The sequence below is a fragment of the Variovorax sp. BGA-UO-ETr-C22 genome (assembly GCF_059567965.1).
Map to the genome: position 1 here is coordinate 460,664 of NZ_JCAQPA010000009.1, position 14,401 is coordinate 475,064.

13 protein-coding genes are annotated in these 14,401 nt (G+C 69.3%); 9 read left to right on the top strand and 4 right to left on the bottom strand.

The genetic code is table 11. The features are described from left to right. Position 1 precedes the first annotated feature (1 nt). From pdxR to AC57B8_RS11735, 7 genes are all read left to right on the top strand, one after another. Positions 2-1,486, top strand: coding sequence for a MocR-like pyridoxine biosynthesis transcription factor PdxR (pdxR, locus tag AC57B8_RS11705; RefSeq protein WP_495273077.1), 1,485 nt, complete (start codon positions 2-4; stop codon positions 1,484-1,486). 247 nt (positions 1,487-1,733) lie between these two features. Continuing rightward, positions 1,734-2,114, top strand: a complete 381-nt coding sequence (locus AC57B8_RS11710) for a hypothetical protein (protein ID WP_062480474.1) — start codon at positions 1,734-1,736, stop codon at positions 2,112-2,114. Positions 2,115-2,414: 300 nt separating this feature from the next. Continuing rightward, positions 2,415-3,020 (top strand): DUF6891 domain-containing protein, encoded by a 606-nt coding sequence (locus AC57B8_RS11715; RefSeq protein ID WP_062480476.1) that lies wholly within the window; start codon positions 2,415-2,417, stop codon positions 3,018-3,020. Then, positions 3,017-4,813, top strand: coding sequence for a VanW family protein (locus AC57B8_RS11720; protein ID WP_496479687.1), 1,797 nt, complete (start codon positions 3,017-3,019; stop codon positions 4,811-4,813). Before AC57B8_RS11715 ends, AC57B8_RS11720 begins: the two co-directional genes overlap by 4 nt. Positions 4,814-4,829: 16 nt before the next feature. Further along, entirely contained in the window at positions 4,830-5,435 is a 606-nt protein-coding gene (locus AC57B8_RS11725) for a hypothetical protein (RefSeq protein WP_496479688.1), read from the top strand. A 17-nt stretch (positions 5,436-5,452) separates the two neighbouring features. Further along, a complete protein-coding gene (locus AC57B8_RS11730; protein ID WP_496479689.1) occupies positions 5,453-7,117 on the top strand; it encodes an FxLYD domain-containing protein in 1,665 nt (554 codons plus the stop codon). Between the two features lie 44 nt (positions 7,118-7,161). After that, entirely contained in the window at positions 7,162-8,154 is a 993-nt protein-coding gene (locus tag AC57B8_RS11735) for an LLM class flavin-dependent oxidoreductase (protein ID WP_390347148.1), read from the top strand. Positions 8,155-8,157: 3 nt separating this feature from the next. Here the strand turns inward: AC57B8_RS11735 and AC57B8_RS11740 are convergent, their stop codons facing one another. Beyond that, a complete protein-coding gene (locus AC57B8_RS11740; protein WP_496479690.1) occupies positions 8,158-9,876 on the bottom strand; it encodes a long-chain-fatty-acid--CoA ligase in 1,719 nt (572 codons plus the stop codon). A gap of 145 nt (positions 9,877-10,021) precedes the next feature. Between AC57B8_RS11740 and mnmA the strand changes: the two genes are divergently transcribed. Continuing rightward, on the top strand, positions 10,022-11,122 hold the full coding sequence (gene mnmA, locus AC57B8_RS11745; RefSeq protein WP_496479691.1) for a tRNA 2-thiouridine(34) synthase MnmA: 1,101 nt from the start codon (positions 10,022-10,024) through the stop codon (positions 11,120-11,122). Positions 11,123-11,129: 7 nt separating this feature from the next. Here mnmA and AC57B8_RS11750 read toward each other — a convergent pair whose 3' ends face one another. The 3 genes from AC57B8_RS11750 to AC57B8_RS11760 all read right to left on the bottom strand — a co-directional run bounded on the left by AC57B8_RS11750 (position 11,130) and on the right by AC57B8_RS11760 (position 12,866). Then, on the bottom strand, positions 11,130-11,603 hold the full coding sequence (locus AC57B8_RS11750; RefSeq protein ID WP_492698942.1) for an NUDIX domain-containing protein: 474 nt from the start codon (positions 11,601-11,603) through the stop codon (positions 11,130-11,132). Between the two features lie 28 nt (positions 11,604-11,631). Further along, positions 11,632-12,060, bottom strand: coding sequence for a DUF4019 domain-containing protein (locus tag AC57B8_RS11755; protein ID WP_496479692.1), 429 nt, complete (start codon positions 12,058-12,060; stop codon positions 11,632-11,634). Between the two features lie 83 nt (positions 12,061-12,143). Then, positions 12,144-12,866 carry a response regulator transcription factor gene (locus AC57B8_RS11760; RefSeq protein ID WP_369630987.1) on the bottom strand — a complete coding sequence of 241 codons (723 nt, stop codon included), beginning with the start codon at positions 12,864-12,866 and terminating at the stop codon, positions 12,144-12,146. 403 nt (positions 12,867-13,269) lie between these two features. Here AC57B8_RS11760 and AC57B8_RS11765 point away from each other — a divergent pair, with 403 nt between their 5' ends. Then, entirely contained in the window at positions 13,270-14,400 is a 1,131-nt protein-coding gene (locus AC57B8_RS11765; RefSeq protein ID WP_496479693.1) for a Re/Si-specific NAD(P)(+) transhydrogenase subunit alpha, read from the top strand. The last annotated feature ends 1 nt before the right edge of the window (position 14,401 follow it).

A 14,401-nucleotide genomic window follows, 5' to 3' on the forward strand; every position in this document is an offset into this window, starting at 1 on the left:
TATGCCGCGGCACTTCAACTACCCGACCTGGAGTTCGCTCTCGCTGGACCGCAGCGGCTCCGATCCGCTGCACGTCCAGGTGTTCGAGCAGATCCGCCAGGCCATCGTGCAGGGGCGGATCTCCAAGAACTCGCGGCTGCCGCCCACCCGCCAGCTGGCCGCGGAACTCGGCGTGTCGCGCAACACCGTGGTCCTGGTCTACGAACGGCTGCTGGCCGAGGGCTATGTCAGCGGCCGCGTCGGGGCGGGCACCTACATTGCCGCCGTGCTGCCCGAGGAGCGCAGCGCGCCGGCCGGGGCACCGTCGAACGCCCCTGTCGCCGCGCCGGCACCCCGGCACATCTCGCGGCGCGCGCAGGCGATGTCCGAACTGGCGCTGCCGCCCGAGCGCAATGCCACGTTCGACCTCAGCCCGACCGTGCCCGCGCTCGACCAGCTGCCCTTCGAGCAGTTCGCCAAGGTCTCCTCGCAGTACTGGCGCTCGGCGCCGGCCGCGGAGCTGGGCTACGGCTCGCCGATGGGGCTGCCCGAACTGCGCCAGCAGATCGCGGACTATGTGGGCGAGGCACACGGCATTTCCTGCCTGCCGGACCAGGTGCTCGTGGTCGACGGCACGACGCAGGGCTTCGTGCTGGCAGGCCAGGTGCTGACCGACCACGGCGATCGCATCATCGTGGAAGACCCGGGCTACATCACGCGGCTTGCCGCCTTGTTGGGCTTCGGCGCGGACCTGGTGCCCGTGCCCATCGACCTGCAGGGCCTGGACAGCAGCCGGTTCGACAGCCATGCGCCCGACGCGCGGCTGATCGTGGCGTCACCCACTAACCAGTTCCCCTTCGGCAGCACGATGCCGCTGGAGCGGCGCCTCTCGCTCCTGCAGTGGGCGCACGAGCGCAATGCCTGGGTGATCGAGTACGACTTCAACAACGCCTTCCATTTCCGCGGCAGGCCGCTGCCTCCGCTGGCGGCGCTGGACCACGGGGGGCGGGTGATCTACATCGGGAACTTCAACCGTTCCATCTCGCCCGCGCTCAACCTGGCCTACCTGGTGGTCCCGCCCGACCTGGCGGACGCTTTCGCCTGCGCCACGCAGATCTTCTCGTTCAAGGCCTCCATGCCGACCCAGGGCGTGGTGGCCGACTTCATGGCGAGCGGGCAACTGGCGGCCCACATCCGGCGCATGGGCGTGCGCTATCGCGAACGCGCGCAGCTCATGGAGCACTGCTTCAGGACGCTGGTGGGGCGCGATTTCGAGCTGTCGACCACCGGCTCGGGGCTGCACCTGTCGGCCATCTCGCGCACGCCGATCGACGATGCGGCGGTCTCCCAGGCGCTGCTGGCGCACCGCATCGACGTGCCCGCGATCTCCGCCTACTGCCTGAGCGAGCAGGTCCGCACCGGCTTCGTCTTCGGGTTCGGCAACACGCCCGCCGAGCGGATCGCCCCGGCGTTGGCGCTCTTCGGCAGTGCGGTCGCGAACGCCTGAGGCTCGCTCACTGCCCTTCAATTGTTTCGAATCCGTGAACACCGCGGTTCGTTTTGCTACGGGTTTTTACCTAGATCGAGGCGCACAATTCATCTCACGGACCAGCCCTCAAAGCTGATCTGGGTGAACAGGGCCCCGAGCGAGGTGGCCGCCCTCCGAAAAAGAACAGAGGGGCGGTGACCCACCCAAGACCGGTTCGACATCCGAAGCAAGAACTTGAACTGAATTGAAGAAGGAAGAAATCCAAATGACCGCCTCGAAGATCCTCTCCGCCGTTGCTGTTGCCCTGATGGCCGTTGCCGGCGCCGCCCATGCCGAAAGCTATGAAGGCGTGCATCAACTGACCTCGGCCGCCAGCCGCGCCGATGTCGCCGCCCAAGCCGTCGTGGCCGCGCACAGCGCCAACCCCTACGCCACCGGCGCCAACGCAGGTCCCGCGCAAGTGATCGTGTCGACCGCCAGCCGCGCCGCCGTGCGTGCCGACGCTGTCGCCGCCGCACACAGCGCCGACCCGTACGCCGAAGGCGCTTCGTCGGGCGTGGCCCCGATCGTCGCCAGCACCGTCGACCGCGCTGCGGTTCGTGCCGCAGCCCGCGCTGCCGCCCACGGCGACGCACTGCCGCTGTAAGCAACAGCCAGAACGCTTCGCCGACGGGATCGGCGAGCGTTCCAGGTCTTCATGAAAGCCGGCCCTGCCAACGCAGGGCCGGCTTTTTTCATGGGCCATGACCGTGAATTCTTGGCCGAAAGTCACATTGCCTTGGCCTTGCGCATCCCTCATGATTTGGGCGCGGGAGGGATGGCCGCCAGAGCGCATGCTTTCGCATTAATGCATCGCCGTGGTGCGGACACGCGAGAATCGAGCGTCGTTCCGACCGCGAAAAAATGAAAGCACATCCGTCGCCGACCAAGCGACGACCCACTACGCATGGCCCTCACTCTCGACCCCGAAGACACGCGCGGACGCATCCACGACCTGGTGTGGAGCGGCTTCCATGCCGATGCCGACATCGGCTGGATGATCACCGACGAGTACCTCGATCCGGATGAGCTCACGCCCGAGGACCGCGCCTGGATCAAGGCCGAAACCACGCGCGCCTGCGCCGCCAAGCGCGCCGCCGAGGCGCAGTGGCCCGCGCAGACCGAGTACGACCGGCTCGAGGCCGTGTTCGCGCAGCTGCGCAGCGAGAAGATCATCGCCCTGCACCGCGCGGGCAACACGCTGTCCGACGGGCACGACGACGTGCGCGAGCAGTGGCGCGCGGCGGGCCGGCTCGAGTCGGGCATCCGCGGCTGCTGCTTCTATCACGCACAGGACCTGGACGGCGCCGTGCGCTCCGGCCGCCTGTACCTCGCCTTCAGCGGCGGCATGATCCCCGAGATCGCGCAGCGCGAAGCCAACACCGTCGTGGTCGGCCGCCGCATCGTCGAGCTGCTGCGCGACGCCGGCTTCGGCGCGCAATGGAGCGGCAACATCAACGAGCGCATCGAAGCCGACCTCGGCCAATGGCGCAAGCGAGGCCCCGCCGCGTGAGTGCGCAGGCCTGGCAGCCGCCGCGCCGCATCGACGCGATCGACTTCTGGCTGCGCTCGCGGCTGCTCGCCACGGCCCACGCCCTGCGCGAAACCCTGCGGCCCTCGGCCCGGCGCTGGCCCAGCGGCCAACACGCACTGGCCGACGCGCCGGTGCTCGCGCAGCACCGAACCCCCTTGTGGTCCGACGGCCGGGCCGATGAATTTCCGCTGGTCGCCGGCAAGGTGCACAACCTGCGCGTGGCGCGGCCGGCCTTCGACGCCATCGAGGTGCCGGCCGGCGAAGTGCTGAGCTTCTGGCGCCAGCTGGGGCGCCCGGGTGCCGGGCGCGGCTTCGTGGTCGGGCGCGAGGTGCGCGGCGGCTGCGTGGTGCCGACGCTGGCCGGCGGGCTGTGCCAGCTGTCGAACGCCCTGGCCACCGTGGCGGTGCGCGCGGGCTTCGAGCTGGTCGAGCGCCACGGCCACACGGCGCGCATCGAGCAGGCCGACACGCCGGACGGCGACGCCGTCGATGCGACGGTGTTCTGGAACTACGTCGACGTCAAGCTGCGCGCCCGGCACGCCTGGCGGCTCGAGGTGGCGCTGACTGATACGGAGCTCGTGGTGCGCATTCGTGCGCGCACGCCGCGGGCGGTGCCGGCCGAGCCCGTCACGCTGCGGCGCACGAACGACGACACGCCCACCGCGCTGCCGCTGGCGCGCGGCTGCCTGAGCTGCGACCAGACGGCGTGCTTTCGCCACCGTCCGCCGGTCGATGTCGGCGCCGAAGGGCGCACCGCCGTGCTCGTCGATGGCTGGACGCCGGAGTTCGCACGCCACCTGCGCGAGGCGCATCCGCAGACGCAGCGCATGCAGCCCGTGCCGATGCGGCTCGCGTTCTGGCGCCTGCCTGCTGCGGGCTGGCATCGTGAGCCCGCGACGAACGCAGCGGTGACCACCGCATGGGCCGCGAGCCTGCGCCGTGCCGCGTGGCAGCGGCTCTGGGCGCGGCAGGCGGGCCGGCGCCAGGCCAGCCTGATCGACGGCCAGCGCTGGCTCGCGCAGGCCTTTGCCGCGCGGCTGGTGCCTGCGCACACGCACCTGGTGGTCGAGCAGTCGCTGCTGCCGCACCTGCAGCGCCTCGGCGCGCTCGACGGGCGCCGGATCACCGTGCTGGCCAGCGCACTGCCGATGGCCGACATTGAAAAGAAGCTCGATGCCGCATCGCAGCGCTGGCCCGGCGACGCCACCTTGCGCGACTTCCGCGCCGATGCATCGCTGGTGCGCGACGAAACCTTGGCGCTCGCGCGCGCGGCAGTCGTCGTCACGCCGCATGCCGCGGTGGCGCAGGCCATGGCGCAGTACGCGCCGCAGGCCACGTTGCAGCGGCTCGACTGGGCGTTGCCGCAGGTGAAGGTCGCGCACAGCAAGTGCGAAGAACCGCCGCTCGTCGTGTTCGCCGCGAGCGCACTGGCGCGCAAGGGCGCGCGTGAACTTGCTGCCGCGCTGCAAGGCTGGCCGTGCCGCCTGCGCGTGCTGGGCGCGCCCTCGGACGACGCGCGGCTCTGGCAGGGCATCGAACCCATTGAACACATGAACTGGCAGGGCGACTGGCTGGCCGATGCCAGCGTCGTCGTGCTGCCCGCGCACGTCGAGCACGCGCCGCGCGCATTGCTGCGCGCCGTGGCGGCCGGCGTGCCCGTGGTGGCATCGACGGCCTGCGGCCTGGCCGGCGTGCCGGGCGTGCACGAGGTCGCACCCGGCGACATCGACGCACTGCGCACCGCATTGCAGCAGGCCGCCTGCCTGACCTGAACGGAGAACAACCCCCGTGGCATCGATCGAACAGGCCCGCGCGGCCCTGGCTTCCCATGGCGCGCTGGCGCCGCAATCCGCCGCCGAGCACTGGCATGGCGAGCTGGCCTTGCCCGCCGCCCTCGTCACCTTCTACGAACAGGTCGGCCCGCTCGGCGAGTGGGTCAACGAGCGCGTGGGCTACGCCGGCCTCACGGTGCCGACCACCGGCAACCCGTTCAGCATTCCCGCGCTCTCGCGCCTGTGGCAGCTGCAGGCGGGCTACCGCTGGCACGGCATCACCGGCGAGCGCATCGCCGACTGGCCCGAGCATTGGCTGGTGGTGGCCGACCAGGGCGCCGATCCGTTCATCTTCGACCTGCGCACCGGCGCGATCCAGTTCGCGATGCATGGCACGGGCGCCTGGGAGGAAGACGAACCGCTCTTCGCCGACATCTTCGAGATGGCCGCCTGCCTGGGCACCATCGGCCAGGTGTGGGACGAAGCGGGCGACGCCATCTTCACCGACGAGGACGACTGCGAGGTCGACCCGGTGCACCGCGCGCGCCTGGTCGAGCGCCTCGTGCCGCTGCTGGGGAGCGCCGCGGCGGCCGAAGGCATCGTCGACGTGTTCGGCTGGTAAGACAAAAAAGAAGACACATGAGCATCGACCTGCAGACCCTCAAATGCGGCGAGTGCGGCAGCAGCGCGCTGCGCCGCACCGGCCTGAACGAATACACCTGCGCGCACTGCGGCTCGATGTCGCTGGTGGAAGACGACGTGTCCGACCGCCTGGAGCGCGTGCTGCAGCAGGTCAAGCACCACGCAGGCCAGCAGATCGCGGCCGAACAGGCGCTTCGCCAGAAGCAGATGGTGCGCACGATCGGCTTCGTCGTGATCGGCTTTCTCGGCGTGGCGGTAGCCGTCCAGGTCGCGATGCTGCTGTTCGGTTCGGGCCAACGCAGCGATGCGCCTTCGGTGGCGCGCACGCTCGTCGAGCGCACCATCGCGACCGACGGCCTGAAGCTCTCCGAGCCGCGCCAGGTGCTGGTCGGTGAGCGGCCGAAGCTGCTGGTGCTGGCGCGCAACGAGACCGGCCGGCCGCTCGAGCGGCCTGGCCTGAAGGTGGTGTTCCACGACGGCGACACGCGGCTGAACGAGCGCAACGAATCCCTGCCGATCGACGTGCTGATGCCCGGCGAGTCCGCGTCCGTGCTGGTCGACCTGCCCTCGGGCCAGAACGTCACGCGGCAGGACGTGACGGTCGAGAAGCTGTCCGAACCGCGCAGCGCCGCCGAGGGGCCGCGCCTGGCGTTCTCGCGCGTGCGGCTGGTGCAGCAGGGCGAGCGCGTGCGCCTGGTCGGGCGCCTCGTGCATGCGGGCGCGCCCGGCACGCCGGCGTTCGGCAGCATCGAGGCACTGGTCACGCTGTACGACGACGCCGGCCAGGTGATCGGCGTCGGTCGCGGCCATGCGCCGGGGTCCGAGCTGGCGCCCGGCGCACGCACGGCGATCGATGTCGACCTCAGCCGCTTCGGCCGCGCCGCAGCCATCGCGGCCTGGGACTACCGCATCGGCTACCGCACGGTCACGCCCTCGGGCGCGCGCACGACGGTGCTGAGCGCCGACCGCGTGATCCGCACGGCCGGCGCGCCGGAGGCTTTCCACCCCGACCTGCGGCTGGGCACCGAAGACCTGCTGGCCGACGACAGCGAGCGCTTCGACCCGCGGCAGCTCGAACTGCTGCCGCTGGTGGCGGGGCGCAGCACGATCCAGCGGCCGCTGTTCATGACCGAGCTGGTGAACCGCAGCAACGACGCCATCGCCATTTCGCCCGGCGCCGTGATCTCGCGCTTCGGCGGCAGCACGGCCGACGGCACCACGCGCCTCGATGCGCTGGCCTCCCTGTACCCGGGCGAGCGCTTTCCGATCCTGCTGGAGCCCAAGGCCGTGGACCGCATCACGCAGACCCGCGTCGAGTGGAAGCCGATGCGCCGCGCCGCACTGCCCGGCCCGCGCAAGCCGCTGGAGGTGCAGGTGACGGGCACCCAGGCTGGCACCGGCAGCGTGCTGCTCAACTTCAGCCAGCGCTTCAGCTACAAGAGCGTCGAGGTCACGGGCACGGTGAAGAACCCCGGCACGGCCATCGCGGCCAAGGTGCGGCTGTGGGTGAGCCTGCGCGACCGCAACGACCAGCTGACCGGCTTCAAGCTGATCGAGAACCTGCCGGCCATCGCGCCGGGCGAGAGCGTGCCCTTCCAGGTCCACGTGACGCAGCACGGGCGCGATTTCGCGAGCGTCGCGACGCTATACCAAACCGAATAGCCCCGCGCGTGACGGCATCGGGCGGTTCGCGCCATGATCGCGCCATGATTCCGCTTTCGATCCTCGACCTTTCCCCGATCACCGAAGGCAGCGATGCCGCGCAGTCGTTCCGCAACTCGCTGTCGCTGGCGCAGCACGGCGAGAAGCTGGGCTACACGCGCTACTGGCTGGCCGAGCACCACGGCATGCCGGGCATCGCGAGCGCGGCCACGGCCGTGCTGCTGTCGCACGTGGGCGCGGGCACTTCCACCATCCGCATCGGCGCCGGCGGCGTGATGCTGCCGAACCACTCGCCGCTGGTGATCGCCGAGCAGTTCGGCACGCTGGAGTCGTTGTACCCGGGGCGCGTCGACCTGGGCCTGGGCCGCGCGCCCGGCTCCGACCAGCGCACCGCGCGCGCGCTGCGGCGCAACCTGGAGTCGGACGCCGATCAGTTCCCGCAGGACGTGATGGAGCTCATGGACTTCATGTCGAAGAACCCGCAGCAGGCCGTGCGCGCCGTGCCCGGCGCGGGGCTCGAGGTGCCGGTGTGGATCCTGGGCTCGAGCACCTTCGGCGCGCAGCTGGCGGCGCACCTGGGCCTGCCGTATGCCTTTGCCTCGCACTTCGCGCCGCAGCAGATCATGCAGGCCATCCAGATCTACCGCGAGACCTTCAAGCCTTCGGCGCAGCTGCAGAAGCCGTACGTGATGCTGGGCTTCAACGTGTTCGCGGCCGACACCGACGCCGAGGCCGAGTTCCGCGCCACCTCGTGGCAGCAGGCCTTCGTGAACCTGCGCAGCGGCCGCCCGGGGCGCCTGCCGCCGCCGGTGGAAAACTACCGCCAGAAGGTCGGGCCGGCCGAGAACGCGCTGCTCGACTCGGTGCTGTCGTGCTCGGCGGTGGGCTCGGTCGAGACCGTGAAGCAGGGCGTGGAAGCGTTCGTGGCGCGCACCGGCGCCGACGAACTCATGATCACCTCGCAGGTGTTCGACCACGCGGCCCGGCTGCGCTCGTACGAGCTGCTCGCCGAGGCCTTCGGTCAGAAGAAGTCGTAAAGCCTAGGCCCGCTTGCGGGCTTCCTCGTCCACGAGGTCTTTCTTCGAGAGCTTGCCCACGGCGGTCTTGGGCAGCTCGGCGCGGATCTCGAGCGCGCCGATCATCTCGTGCTTGCCCAGGCGGTTCTTCAGGAAGCTCTTGAGCGCGTCGAGCGTGAGCTCGTCCGCGCCGTCCTTCAGTTTCACGAAGGCCTTCGGCGACTGGCCGCGGTACTCGTCGGGCACGCCGATCACGCAGACCTCGGCCACCGACGGGTGTTCGTACACCGCCTCCTCGAGCACGCGCGGGTACACGTTGTAGCCGCCGCACAGCAGCATGTCCTTGGTGCGGTCGACGATGTACAGGTAGCCGTCGGCGTCCATCTTCGCGACGTCGCCGCTGCGGAAGTAGCCGTCGGCCGTCATCGACTCGGCGGTGGCCTTCGGGTTGTTCCAGTAGCCCTTCATGACGTTCGGGCCCTGCACGCACAGCTCGCCGGGCTCGCCGAACGCGGTCACGTCCTTCGTCGGGTCGTCCAGGCTCACGAGCTTGATGCGCACGCGCGGCAGCGGCATGCCGCACGAGCCGGCCTTGCGCACGCCGCGCGCAGGCGTGAAGGTGCCCACGGGCGAGGTCTCGGTCATGCCCCAGCCTTCGTTGAGGTGGCAGCCGGTGAGTTCGAAAAAGCGCTGCTCCACCTCCACCGGCAGCGGCGCGCCGCCCGAGCCGCAGAACTTCAGCGAACGCAGGTCCATCTCTTTCGCCTTGGGGTGCGAAAGGATGGCGGTGTACATGGTCGGCACGCCGGGGAACACGCTGATCCGGCTGGCCGCGAGCTCGTTCATCACCGCGTCGACATCGAAGCGCGTGTGCAGCACCAGCGCCGCCCCAAGGCGCACGCCCAGCAGCATCGCGGCGCTGAGCGCGAAGATGTGGAATAGCGGCAGCACGACCAGGAAGCGTTCCTTGCCTTCGTCCAGGATGGGCGGATCGCCCTTGGTCGATTCGTAGTACTGCGCGGAGGCCGACGTGAGGTTGGCGTGCGTGAGCATCGCGCCCTTGGGCAGGCCGGTGGTGCCGCCGGTGTACTGCAGCACGACGATCTCTTCGGCGAGGTCGCCCAGCGGGTAGGTCTGGTGCGTGCCTTCGCTCTTGAGCAGGTCGGTGAAGCGCACGTGGCGTGCGTCGGTGGGCACCGGTGCGATCTGGCCGGCACCCTGCAGCTGGGCCTGCACCTTGTCGCCCGCCGCGCCGTAGTCACCAAGGCTGCCGACCACCAGCGTCTTCAGGCGCGAGCTGTCGAGCAGGCGCGCCATCAGCGGGTACAGGTTCACGAGGTCGAGCGTGACGAGGATGTCGGTGCGGCTGTCCTCGATCTTGTGGGCCAGCACGCGCTCGGCGTCCAGCGGCGAGTAGTTCACCACCGTGCCGCCGGCCTTGAGCACGGCGAAGAAGGCGATCGGATAGTGCGGCGTGTTCGGCAGGTACAGGCCGACATGCACGCCCGGCTTCACGCCCAGGTCCTGCAGGCCCTTGGCGGCGCGGTCGACCGCCGCGCCGAGCTGGGCGTAGGTGAGGACCTGGCCCATGAACTCCACGGCCGAATGGTCGGGCCAGCGCGCGACCGCTTCGTCGAGCATCTGCTGCACCGGCTTGACGGGCAGCTCGGCGTCCCAGCGCATGCCGGGCGGGTAGTTGCGCGTCCAGGGGGTGGGGTCGCCAGAGAGGGAAGGGGTCGCCATGCGTGTTGTCTCCGCTGTGTTTCGGGGCACTGTAGCGCCGGCCTTTCGCATCGTGGAGTGGCGGCTGACAAGCCGGCGACACGGGTTTTCCCGATTTCCCACACGCCGGATGCCCCTGTCGCCGGGCTGGGACAATGGCGGGCTTATGGCAAAACAACGGATCGTGGTCGGGCTGAGCGGCGGGGTGGACTCCGCGGTCACCGCGCACCTGCTCAAGCAGCAGGGGCACGAGGTGGTCGGCATCTTCATGAAGAACTGGGAAGACGACGACGACAGCGAGTACTGCTCGTCGAACATCGACTTCGTGGACGCCGCCAGCGTGGCCGACGTGCTGGGCATCGAGATCGAGCACGTCAACTTCGCCGCCGACTACAAGGACCGCGTCTTCGCCGAGTTCCTGTGCGAGTACAAGGCCGGCCGCACGCCCAACCCCGACGTGCTGTGCAACGCCGAGATCAAGTTCAAGGCCTTTCTCGACCACGCCATGCGGCTGGGCGCCGAGAAGATCGCCACCGGCCACTACGCCCGCGTGCGCCTCGACGAAGCCACGGGCCGGCACGAGCTGCTCAAGGGGCTCGACAACTCGAAGGACCAGAGCTACTTCCTGCACCGCCTGAACCAGGCGCAGCTGTCGAAGACGCTGTTCCCGGTCGGCGAGCTGCACAAGACCGAGGTGCGCCGCATCGCCGAAGAAATCGGCCTGCCCAACGCGAAAAAGAAGGACTCGACCGGCATCTGCTTCATCGGCGAGCGGCCATTCCGCGACTTCCTGAACCGCTACATCTCCAAGGAGCCGGGCCCGATCAAGGACGACCGCGGCCGCAAGCTCGGCGAGCACCAGGGCCTGAGCTTCTACACGCTGGGCCAGCGCCAGGGGCTGGGCATCGGCGGCGTGAAGGAGAAGGGCGCCCAGCGCGGCGCGGGCGACCATTCGCCCTGGTTCGTCGCGCGCAAGGACGTCGAGAAGAACACGCTGTGGGTGGTGCAGGGGCACGACCATCCGTGGCTGCTGTCGTCCGAACTGAAGGCGGACGACGCGAGCTGGGTGGCCGGCGAGGCGCCCACCGCGGGCGCCTACGGTTCGAAGGCGCGCTACCGGCAGGCCGATGCAGCCTGCGAATTGGGCGAGGGCGCCAACGGCGCCTTCAGCCTGCGCTTCGGTGCGCCGCAATGGGCGGTCACGCCGGGGCAGTCGGCCGTGCTGTACGACGGCGAGCGCTGCCTCGGGGGCGGCGTCATCGTCTGAGCCGGCCTCAGCGGGGCTGCCGCACGCCGTCTTCGGTGTGGATCAGCGCGAGCGGATGCCGCTTGCCGGCCAGGTAGTCCTCGATGCAGCGCAGCAGCAGCGGGCTGCGATGGCGCGCCACGCTGGCACGGATCTCGTCCACGGTCATCCACAGCGTGCGCACGATGCCTTCGTCGAGCGCACGGCCTTCCTCGCGCGCGCCCAGTTCGCCGGTGAAGGCAAAGCGCATGTAGGTCACGTCGGGCTGCTCGGCCGAGCGCGCCATGTACACGCCGAGCAGCGCGGTCGGCGTGAAGGCGTGGGCTGTTTCCTCGAGCGTTTCGCGGATGCAGCCGTCCTCGGGCGACTCGCCGGGGTCGAGGTGGCCGGCGGGGTTGTTGAGCTTCAGGCCGTCGTCGGTCTGCTCTTCGACGAGCAGGAAGCGGCCGTCTTGCTCGATCACCGCGGCCACGGTGACATTGGGTTTCCAGCGTGTGGGCATCGTGGGCGCGAGTCTATCGGCATCTCGCCTATCGCACGATATAGCCGCTGAAGCGCCAGATGCGGTCGGCGTCGAGCCGGAAGCTCACCAACTCGCGCAGCGTGCGGTGGGGTTGATTGCCGAAGCGGGTCTCGTACTCGACGCTGACGTACTGGCCGGCCGCATCGGCGTCCGGGTCGGTCACGACCTGCCGGTGCACGGCCACCCAGGTGCGCTGCTGCGGCCCGCCGAGCGGGGCGCGGCTCCTGGCCACCTTGCTGGCGAAGTCGGTGCGGGTGATGCGCTTGCGGGTGGCGGGCGTGGCGCCGTCCCACAGCTCGCCGGCCTCGTTCCGGTCGATCATCTGGATCGCCTGCAGGCCGCCGCGCACCATGTCGCTGGCCTCGACGTCTTCGGCGAGGGCGGGGAACAGGCCGCTGCACAGCAAGAGCAGTGCGGCCAGGAGGAGCCGGGGCATGGGGAAGGGCACTTGTTCAGACGGAACAAGTTGGAGGCCGACGGGGAGGAGGGGTTCCCCGCCCGGCCTGCCGGGGCGTGCGCTCAGCGCGCGTTGGAAGCTGCAGCGGCGGGCCGCGTGTCGACCTCGATGGTTTCCAGCCGGTAGCCCAGGCCGTACACCGCCAGCAGCAGGAAGCCGTTCGACGGACGCAGCTCGAGCTTGGTGCGCAGGCGCGACACGTGGGTGTCGAGCGAGCGCGACAGCGCCTCGACCCCCAGCCCCCAGACCGCCTCGTGCAGGTGCTCGCGCGACAGCAGGCGCCCCAGGTTCTGGAACAGGAAGAGCGCGAGTTCGTACTCGCGGTTCTTCAGCTCGACCAGCTCGCCGTGGACCCGGATGGTGCGCGAGGGCGGAAAGAAGTGGTACGGGCCGAACACCATTTCGGGCTCGTTGCGCGAGGGGTAGGCGCGGCGCAGCAGCGCGTTGATGCGGGCTTCGAACTCGATCGGGCGCAGCGGCTTGGCCATGAAGTCGTCGGCGCCGACATTGAGGCCTTCGACCATGTCGCTGTCGTCGTGGCGCTCGGTCACGAACAGGATCGGCATGCGGCTCTTGTAGTCCTGCCGGATCGTCTTGACGACGTCCGGGCCGTTCATGTCCGGCAGGCGCCAGTCGAGGACCAGCAGGTCGAAGGTTTCGCGGCGCATGGCGTGCAGCAGCGCCTTGCCGGCGGCGTACGTGTGGCACTCGTGACCGAGGCTCGCCATGGATTGGTTGATCAACCGGAGTTGGTCCGGCTCGGTGTCGAGTACTGCAATGCGCATTCCATTCCCTTGTTCCGCCCTGTGTGGACCTCTATGTGTCCGCAATATGAATCGAAGTGTATCTATCTGCGTCTGAAATCATTGCTGTGAATTGCTATTAATTCACGCAAATTGATTTTATGTATGTGGTTCAATTGCCAATTGAATCCAATTGGTGTTAGTTGATTGCAATCTAGAGCCAGAGAGAGCGAAGGCGCCACAAGCGCTTCTGCGGCGGTCACCCGTGTTTCCCCCGGGGTCGGACCGGCCGCCAAATTGCTATCAATTAAGTAGCTTCATGTGCAGTGCCTGCGGGCGTTGAGCGGCAAAAAGAACGCGGCATTCTGGCGACAGGTGCGCTTGTAATCTTGCTGTAAGCTCTGCCCGCAATCCGTGCTGCCCCTTCCCCCCTGAGGAGAACTCTATGTTGATAGGCGTGCCTGCCGAGACAGCGGCTGGCGAAACCCGAGTGGCCGTTACACCCGAAACGGTGAAGAAACTGGTGGCCTCCGGGCACACCGTGCGCGTGCAGGCAGGTGCCGGCATTGCAGCCAGCGTCACCGACGCCGGCTACCAGTCGGCAGGGGCCGAGATCACCGATGCGGCTGGGGCGTTCTCCGCCGACATGGTGCTCAAGGTGCGCACGCCCAGCGACGCCGAGGCGGCGCAGTTGAAGGCCGGCGCGGTCGTCATCGGCATGCTCAATCCTTTCGACGCGGCTGGCCTGCAGCGCCTGGCCGCCGCGGGTGTCACGGGCTTCGCGCTCGAAGCCGCGCCGCGCACCACCCGTGCCCAGAGCATGGACGTGCTCAGCTCGCAGGCCAACATCGCCGGCTACAAGGCCGTGATGATCGCGGCCGACAGGTACCAGCGCTTCTTCCCCATGCTGATGACCGCCGCCGGCACCGTGAAGGCCGCGCGCGTCGTCATCCTGGGCGTCGGCGTGGCCGGCCTGCAGGCCATCGCCACGGCCAAGCGCCTGGGCGCCGTCATCGAGGCTTCGGACGTGCGTCCGAGTGTCAAGGAACAGATCGAGTCGCTGGGCGGCAAGTTCATCGACGTGCCCTACGAGACGCAGGAAGAGAAGGACGCGGCCGAAGGCGTCGGCGGCTACGCCCGCCCGATGCCCGCCAGCTGGCTCACGCGCCAGCAGGCCGAGGTCGCCAAGCGCGTCGCGCTGGCCGATGTGGTCATCAGCACCGCGCTCATCCCGGGCCGCGCCGCGCCCACCCTCGTCACCGAGGACATGGTCAAGTCGATGAAGCCGGGTTCGGTGATCGTCGACATCGCGGCCGGCAAGGGCGCCGACGGCATCGGCGGCAACTGCCCGCTGTCGGAGGCCGACAAGACCGTGGTCAAGCACGGCGTGACCATCGTCGGCGAAACCAACCTCGCGGCGCTGGTGGCGGCCGACGCGTCGGCGCTGTATGCGCGCAACGTGCTCGACTTCCTCAAGCTCGTCGTCACGAAGGAAGGCGCGCTGAAGATCGACCTCGAGGACGACATCGTCGCCGCCTGCCGCGTCACGCAGGACGGCCAGGTCACGCGCAAGTAAG

What these genes read in the sequence shown, in the direction of transcription:
- pdxR (WP_495273077.1), top strand. Translation starts at nt 2, where the DNA reads ATGCCGCGGCACTTCAACTACCCGACCTGGAGTTCGCTCTCGCTGGAC.
- AC57B8_RS11715 (WP_062480476.1), top strand. Translation starts at nt 2,415, where the DNA reads ATGGCCCTCACTCTCGACCCCGAAGACACGCGCGGACGCATCCACGAC.
- AC57B8_RS11765 (WP_496479693.1), top strand. Translation starts at nt 13,270, where the DNA reads ATGTTGATAGGCGTGCCTGCCGAGACAGCGGCTGGCGAAACCCGAGTG.
- AC57B8_RS11760 (WP_369630987.1), bottom strand. Translation starts at nt 12,866, where the DNA reads ATGCGCATTGCAGTACTCGACACCGAGCCGGACCAACTCCGGTTGATC.
- AC57B8_RS11755 (WP_496479692.1), bottom strand. Translation starts at nt 12,060, where the DNA reads ATGCCCCGGCTCCTCCTGGCCGCACTGCTCTTGCTGTGCAGCGGCCTG.
- AC57B8_RS11750 (WP_492698942.1), bottom strand. Translation starts at nt 11,603, where the DNA reads ATGCCCACACGCTGGAAACCCAATGTCACCGTGGCCGCGGTGATCGAG.
- AC57B8_RS11740 (WP_496479690.1), bottom strand. Translation starts at nt 9,876, where the DNA reads ATGGCGACCCCTTCCCTCTCTGGCGACCCCACCCCCTGGACGCGCAAC.
- AC57B8_RS11710 (WP_062480474.1), top strand. Translation starts at nt 1,734, where the DNA reads ATGACCGCCTCGAAGATCCTCTCCGCCGTTGCTGTTGCCCTGATGGCC.
- AC57B8_RS11730 (WP_496479689.1), top strand. Translation starts at nt 5,453, where the DNA reads ATGAGCATCGACCTGCAGACCCTCAAATGCGGCGAGTGCGGCAGCAGC.
- mnmA (WP_496479691.1), top strand. Translation starts at nt 10,022, where the DNA reads ATGGCAAAACAACGGATCGTGGTCGGGCTGAGCGGCGGGGTGGACTCC.
- AC57B8_RS11735 (WP_390347148.1), top strand. Translation starts at nt 7,162, where the DNA reads ATGATTCCGCTTTCGATCCTCGACCTTTCCCCGATCACCGAAGGCAGC.